This window comes from Mesorhizobium sp. M7A.F.Ca.US.005.03.2.1 (assembly GCF_003997795.1).
In the GTDB taxonomy this organism is placed as follows: Bacteria; Pseudomonadota; Alphaproteobacteria; order Rhizobiales; family Rhizobiaceae; genus Mesorhizobium; species Mesorhizobium ciceri.
Genome location: NZ_RZRP01000316.1, coordinates 1 through 6,590, shown reverse-complemented (window position 1 = coordinate 6,590; position 6,590 = coordinate 1). Strand labels below are relative to the sequence as shown.

Genomic DNA, 6,590 nt, shown 5'->3' with positions numbered 1-6,590 from the left:
CCCCCAAGCCGGCCACCGCCCGCCAATCCCCAGCCCTTTCCGGCATCGCGCGCGTGCCGGGTGATAAGTCGATCTCGCACCGTTCCTTCATGTTCGGCGGCCTCGCCTCCGGCGAGACCCGCATCACCGGCCTGCTCGAAGGCGAGGACGTGATGCGCACGGGCGCGGCCATGAAGGCAATGGGCGCGCATATCGAGAAGAACGGCGACGAGTGGGTGATCCGCGGCACCGGCAACGGCGCGCTGCTGCAGCCGGAAGGCCCGCTCGATTTCGGCAATGCCGGCACCGGCTCGCGGCTGACCATGGGCCTTGTCGGCACCTATGACATGGAGACGACCTTCATCGGCGATGCCTCGCTGTCGGGCCGGCCGATGGGCCGTGTGCTGGAACCCTTGCGCCAGATGGGCGTGCAGGTGCTGAAGGCGACGCCGGGCGACCGCATGCCGATCACACTGCATGGACCCAAGCATGCCGCACCGATCACCTATCGCGTGCCGATGGCCTCGGCGCAGGTGAAGTCCGCAGTGCTGCTCGCCGGCCTCAACACGCCCGGCATCACCACGGTGATCGAGCCGGTGATGACACGCGACCACACCGAAAAGATGCTGAAGGGGTTTGGCGCCAATCTGTCGGTCGAAACCGACGAGCGTGGCGTGCGCCACATCTTCATCGAAGGCCAGGGCAAGCTGACCGGCCAGACCATCGCCGTGCCGGGCGACCCGTCCTCAGCCGGCTTCCCGCTGGTGGCCGCCCTGATCGTGCCGGGTTCGGACATCACGATCGAAAACGTACTGATGAACCCGACCCGCACCGGCCTGCTTTTGACGCTGCAGGAGATGGGCGGCAACATCGACATCCTCAACCCGCGCAATGCCGGCGGCGAGGATGTCGCCGACCTGCGGGTACGTTACTCCGAGCTCAAGGGCGTCATCGTGCCGCCCGAGCGGGCGCCGTCGATGATCGACGAGTATCCGGTGCTGGCGGTCGCTGCGAGCTTCGCCGAGGGCGAAACGCTGATGCAGGGGCTGGAGGAGTTGCGGGTGAAGGAATCCGACCGGCTGTCGGCCGTCGCCAACGGGCTGACGCTCAACGGCGTCGACTGCACCGAAGGCGAAGCTTCGCTTGCCGTGCGCGGCAAACCGGGCGGCAAGGGCCTTGGCGGCCATCCCAATGGCAAGGACACCACCGTGCAGACCCATCTCGATCACCGCATCGCCATGAGCTTTCTGGTCATGGGGCTGGCGACGGAAAAGCCGGTGACCATTGACGACGCCGCCATGATCGCGACCAGCTTTCCGGAGTTCATGGGGCTGATGACGGCGCTGGGCGCGGAGATCGGGTGACGGTCGTGGCAACCAATAGCCTTGGTACGTTGGCAGGCCAGCGCCCAACCCTTTCGGCGGTCTGCCAATGACACACGTCTTCACCATCGCCATCGACGGCCCCGCCGGCGCCGGCAAGGGCACCCTCGCCCGCCGGCTGGCCGACCACTACCGCCTCAACCTGCTCGACACCGGCCTCACCTACCGTGCCGTGGCCTATGCGCTCATCCAGCACGCGCTGCCGCTCGACAATGTCTCGGCGGCTGAAACCGCTGCCCGCCAGGTCGATCTGGCAAAGCTCGACCGGACGGTCTTGTCGGCGCATGCGGTCGGCGAGGCGGCCTCCAAGGTCGCAGTGTACCCGACCGTGCGGCGCATCCTCGTCGAAAAGCAGCGCGACTTCGCCAAGACACCGCCGGGTGCGGTGCTCGATGGGCGCGACATCGGCACCGTGGTGTGCCCCGACGCCGACATCAAACTCTATGTGACGGCGAGCGCCGAGGTGCGAGCACAGCGCCGGCTGGCCGAGATCGAGAGCATCGGCGGGACCGCTGATTTTACCGAGATCCTCGCCGATATCATGCGCCGCGACCAGCGCGACATGGGCCGTGCCGACTCACCTTTGAAGCCGGCCGCCGACGCGCACTTGCTTGATACCAGCGAAATGGCTATAGAAGCCGCGTTTCTTGCAGCCATGGCGATCATCGATGACGTCTTGGCCAAGAGAGACTAGGTCTGATCCGGGTTTTTCCCTCGTCTTTCCGTTGTCGGAGGCGAAGAAAATACCCATATCGGGCACGAACCAGCCTGCCAGCATTCTACATGCGCCGGAATTGCCGCTTAAAGAGCGGCCCAGGGCTTTTGTAGCCCGGAACGCCGGCAGGCCAACGCAACGCTAACCCACGGCGCCCGTCCCGCTTCCAGATGCGGGGCACTCCAGGAGAAACAATGTCAGCTGCAAATCCCACTCGCGATGATTTCGCGAGCCTGCTCGAAGAATCATTCACCACCGGTCACTCCGGCGAAGGCCAGGTCGTCAAGGGCACGATCACGGCGATCGAAAAGGACATGGCCATCATCGACGTCGGCCTCAAGGTCGAAGGCCGCGTGCCGCTGAAGGAATTCGGCGTCAAGGGCAAGGACACTACCCTCAAGGTTGGTGACACCGTCGAAGTCTATGTCGAGCGCATTGAAAACGCGCTTGGCGAAGCAATGCTTTCCCGTGAGAAGGCCCGTCGCGAAGAGAGCTGGGTCCGCCTCGAAGAGAAGTTCACCAAGGGTGAGCGCGTCGAAGGCGTTATCTTCAACCAGGTCAAGGGCGGCTTCACGGTCGACCTCGACGGCGCCGTGGCCTTCCTGCCGCGCAGCCAGGTCGATATCCGCCCGATCCGCGACGTCTCCCCGCTGATGCACAACCCGCAGCCCTTCGAGATCCTCAAGATGGATCGCCGCCGCGGCAACATCGTGGTGTCTCGCCGTACCGTGCTCGAAGAGAGCCGCGCCGAACAGCGTTCGGAAATCGTGCAGAACCTCGAAGAAGGCCAGGTTGTCGAAGGCGTCGTCAAGAACATCACCGATTACGGTGCGTTCGTCGACCTCGGCGGCATCGACGGCCTGCTGCATGTCACCGACATGGCATGGCGCCGCGTCAACCATCCGACCGAAATCCTCAACATCGGTCAGACGGTCAAGGTGCAGATCATCCGCATCAACCAGGAAACCCACCGTATCTCGCTCGGCATGAAGCAGCTCGAGAGCGATCCGTGGTCCGAGATCGGCACCAAGTTCCCGATCGGCAAGAAGATCAAGGGCACCGTCACCAACATCACCGACTACGGCGCGTTCGTCGAGCTGGAGCCGGGCATCGAGGGTCTCATCCACGTTTCGGAAATGTCGTGGACGAAGAAGAACGTGCATCCAGGCAAGATCCTGTCAACGACCCAGGAAGTCGACGTGGTGGTGCTCGAAGTCGATCCGGCCAAGCGCCGCATCTCGCTCGGCCTCAAGCAGACGCTCGAGAATCCGTGGCAGGCTTTCGCCTCTAGCCATCCGGTCGGCAGCCAGGTCGAGGGCGAGGTCAAGAACAAGACCGAGTTCGGCCTGTTCATCGGCCTCGAAGGCGACGTGGACGGCATGGTGCACCTTTCCGACCTCGACTGGACCCGTCCGGGCGAGCAGGTCATCGAAGAGTATAATCGCGGCGACATGGTCAAGGCGCAGGTGCTCGACGTCGACATCGACAAGGAGCGCATCTCGCTCGGCATCAAGCAGCTGGCCAAGGATACGGTCGGCGAAGCGGCGACTTCAGGCGAACTGCGCAAGAACGCGGTCGTCACCTGCGAAGTCATCGGCGTCAAGGATGGCGGTCTGGAAGTGCGGCTGGTCGACAGCGGCATCGAAACCTTCATCAAGCGCTCCGACCTGAGCCGTGACCGCGACGAGCAGCGCCCCGAGCGCTTCACCGTCGGCCAGAAGGTCGATGCCCGCGTCATCGCCTTCGACAAGAAGACCCGCAAGCTGCAGGTCTCGATCAAGGCGCTGGAAATCGCCGAAGAGAAGGAAGCGGTCGCTCAGTACGGCTCGACCGACTCCGGCGCTTCGCTGGGCGACATCCTGGGTGCCGCGCTGAAGAAGCAGGGCAGCTAAGTCTTCGCACCGCGAAGCCTTCGCACAGGCTCCAAAACAAAACCCCGCCGGAGCGATCCGGCGGGGTTTTTCTTTGACCTAGGTAAAGGTTGGAAAGTTACGCCCTGCCGTAAAGCGGCACCAGCGTGCCGCTCATCGCCTGATTGGCCGGCGAGGCGAGATAGGCGATGGCCTCGGCGGCGGCTTCGAGGCTGACCCATCTTGTGACATCGGCATCCGGCATATCGGCGCGGTTTGCCGGCGTATCTAGCGTCGACGGCGCCACGGCATTGACCAGGATGCCCTTGTGCTTCAGCTCTTCGGCCATCGCCACCGTCATGGCTGCCACCGCCGCCTTGCTGGCGGCGTAAGCGACCATGCCGGCGCCGCGCCGCGGATCGAGCCCGGCGCGCGCGGTGACGTTGACGATGCGGCCCGCCGTGTCCGACGACAGCATCGAGCGGATCGCGGCGCGGCAGCACAGGAAGGCGGTGCGCGCATTGGTGTCCATCATCTCGGCAAAGGACGCCGACTCGATCTTTTCAACAGGCGCCGAGGTGAAGCCGCCAGCCAGATGGATCGAGCCCCAAAGGCCCGGAACCTGGCTATAGAACGCTTCGACCTTCGCGGGGTCCGAGAGATCGACGTTGTGCACCAGCTGGACACGGTCATGCGAGGTAAAGGGGAAATGCGTAGGGGCGGCGGCATGAGCATTGGGCACATGGCAGATCGCGCCGTCGCTCAGCAGTTTGCCGACAACCGCACCGCCGAGCGCACCGGTCCCACCAGTCACGACGATATGCTTGCCTTCAAGTGTTTCCGTCATCTTGGACGCTCCTGTCATTTTTTTATCGTTAGGTCGTTTCTGTGCCGCCGACGCGAAGCGTCGCGCCTTTTGCGCCATCACTCAATTGACATCTCGACATGGCAGTTGTCGCGTCTTTGCATGCGTCCGACACTTCAGCCGTGGTCCGCCAAAACGGGAAACCCGCGCTTCAGTCAACTGTGATTTCGATGACGCGCGGCAGTCCGGTGGCCCGGGCGCGCTTCAGCGCGTCCGCGAGAGCATCGATATCGGCAAGCCGTTCGGCGCCGATGCCATAGGCCTCGGCCAGCTTGCAGAAATCCGGCGGCGCCGGCGATACGCCGACCGGCTCGACGCCGACATCGAGCATCGAGGTTTCGATCTCGCGGTAGCCTCTGTTGTTCCAGACGACGAAGATGACCGGTACCCGCGCGTCGAGCGCGGCGCCCAGTTCCGGCAGCGTGAACTGGAAGCCGCCGTCACCCGTGAGGCAGACGACCGGCGCATCGGGTATCGCAAGGGCCGCGCCAATTGCGGCCGGCGGGCCGTAGCCAAGCGCGCCGAAGCCGGTGGCGGCATTGAACCAACCGCCTGGCCGATCATGGTCGTAATAGAGGTTGGCCGCATAGATCGGCTGCGTCGAATCGCCGACGATGAGCGCGCCCGGCAAAGCGTCGCGGATCATCTCGACGGCGCGCACCTGCCCCTGCAGTGTCGGATTGAGCTCGGCAAAGGCTGCTTTGCGTGTAGTAGCGGCGCGCGACGAACCGCCCTCGCTTGCCCGGACATGGCGGGTTTCCAGAAGCAGTGCTTCGAGCGCCTCGGCGCAATCGGCCAGGATCGAAACCGTCGCCGGGCGGCGGGCAAGCTGGTCCGCGCCGATATCGATGCGGATCAGGTTGGCGGGCAGGACGAAGCCGCCATCGCTGTAGCCGTCATAGTCGGTCGGGCCGAATTCGGTGCCGGCGGCAATGACCAGGTCGGCGTCGGCCATCAGCGCCCGTACTGTCTTCAGGCTGGGACTGGCCGGCACGCAAAGCGGATGACCATGCAGCAGGCCGCGCGCATTGGTGGTCTGGACGACCGGCGCCCCCAGCCGTTCGGCCAGACGCCGCAGTGGCGCTTCGGCGCGTTTGGCGCCGCCGCCGACCAGGATCAGCGGGCGGCGCGCTGCACTGATGAGTTTGGCCGCGTTGGCAATTGCGACACCTTCCGGCACGGGCGGCGTCACATTGCTCAGCATGGCAGCGATGCCATCCGCCGGCTTGACCATGACGTCGGTCGGGATCTCGATATGTACCGGGCCGGGCCGGGCCGATGAAAACAGGGCGAAGGCCTGCGCCAGCGCGCCGGGCAATTCGCCAGCCTCGGTAACGCGCTGCGAAAACAGCGCCACCTTCTCCATCATGCCGCGCTGATCCGGCAATTCGTGCAGATGGCCCAGCCCCTTGCCCAGCGTCGGCGTGGCGTTGACGCCTGAGATCACCAGCATCGGCACCGAATCGGCGCGTGCCTGCCCCATGGCGGTGATGGTGTTGGTCAGCCCCGGTCCGGTGATGACGAAGGCGACGCCCGGTCTGCCGCTGGCGCGTGCGTAGCCATCGGCCATGAAGCCGGCGCCCTGTTCGTGACGCGGTGTGACGTGGCGGATCTTGGAGCGCGCTAGCCCGCGGTAGAGTTCTACCGTGTGGACGCCGGGAATCCCGAAGACCGTGTCGACGCCATGGGCTTCGAGCAGCGAAATGAGCGCTTCGCCGAGTGTCGTCATTGGTTTTCCTCCCCTTCCGGCGCGAGGCCTAGTTCGGCCTCGCGCCGGAAGGGGAGGAAAACCAATGACG

At 64.8% G+C, this 6,590-nt stretch carries 5 protein-coding genes; 3 read left to right on the top strand and 2 right to left on the bottom strand.

Annotated features, from left to right (window positions below):
• The 3 genes from aroA to rpsA all read left to right on the top strand — a co-directional run.
• Window positions 1-1,343 (top strand): 3-phosphoshikimate 1-carboxyvinyltransferase (gene aroA / locus EN991_RS18420; protein ID WP_245461000.1); only part of this gene is annotated, 1,343 nt, incomplete at its 5' end.
• Between the two features lie 67 nt (window positions 1,344-1,410).
• Window positions 1,411-2,055 (top strand): (d)CMP kinase, encoded by a 645-nt coding sequence (cmk, locus tag EN991_RS18415; RefSeq protein ID WP_032898722.1) that lies wholly within the window; start codon window positions 1,411-1,413, stop codon window positions 2,053-2,055.
• 215 nt (window positions 2,056-2,270) lie between these two features.
• Window positions 2,271-3,968 (top strand): 30S ribosomal protein S1, encoded by a 1,698-nt coding sequence (rpsA, locus tag EN991_RS18410; protein ID WP_013528183.1) that lies wholly within the window; start codon window positions 2,271-2,273, stop codon window positions 3,966-3,968.
• A 97-nt stretch (window positions 3,969-4,065) separates the two neighbouring features.
• Here rpsA and EN991_RS18405 read toward each other — a convergent pair whose 3' ends face one another.
• Both EN991_RS18405 and EN991_RS18400 read right to left on the bottom strand, forming a co-directional pair.
• Window positions 4,066-4,773, bottom strand: coding sequence for an SDR family NAD(P)-dependent oxidoreductase (locus EN991_RS18405; protein WP_063171055.1), 708 nt, complete (start codon window positions 4,771-4,773; stop codon window positions 4,066-4,068).
• Window positions 4,774-4,942: 169 nt separating this feature from the next.
• Window positions 4,943-6,520, bottom strand: coding sequence for a 5-guanidino-2-oxopentanoate decarboxylase (locus tag EN991_RS18400; protein WP_127369269.1), 1,578 nt, complete (start codon window positions 6,518-6,520; stop codon window positions 4,943-4,945).
• Window positions 6,521-6,590: the final 70 nt, after the last annotated feature.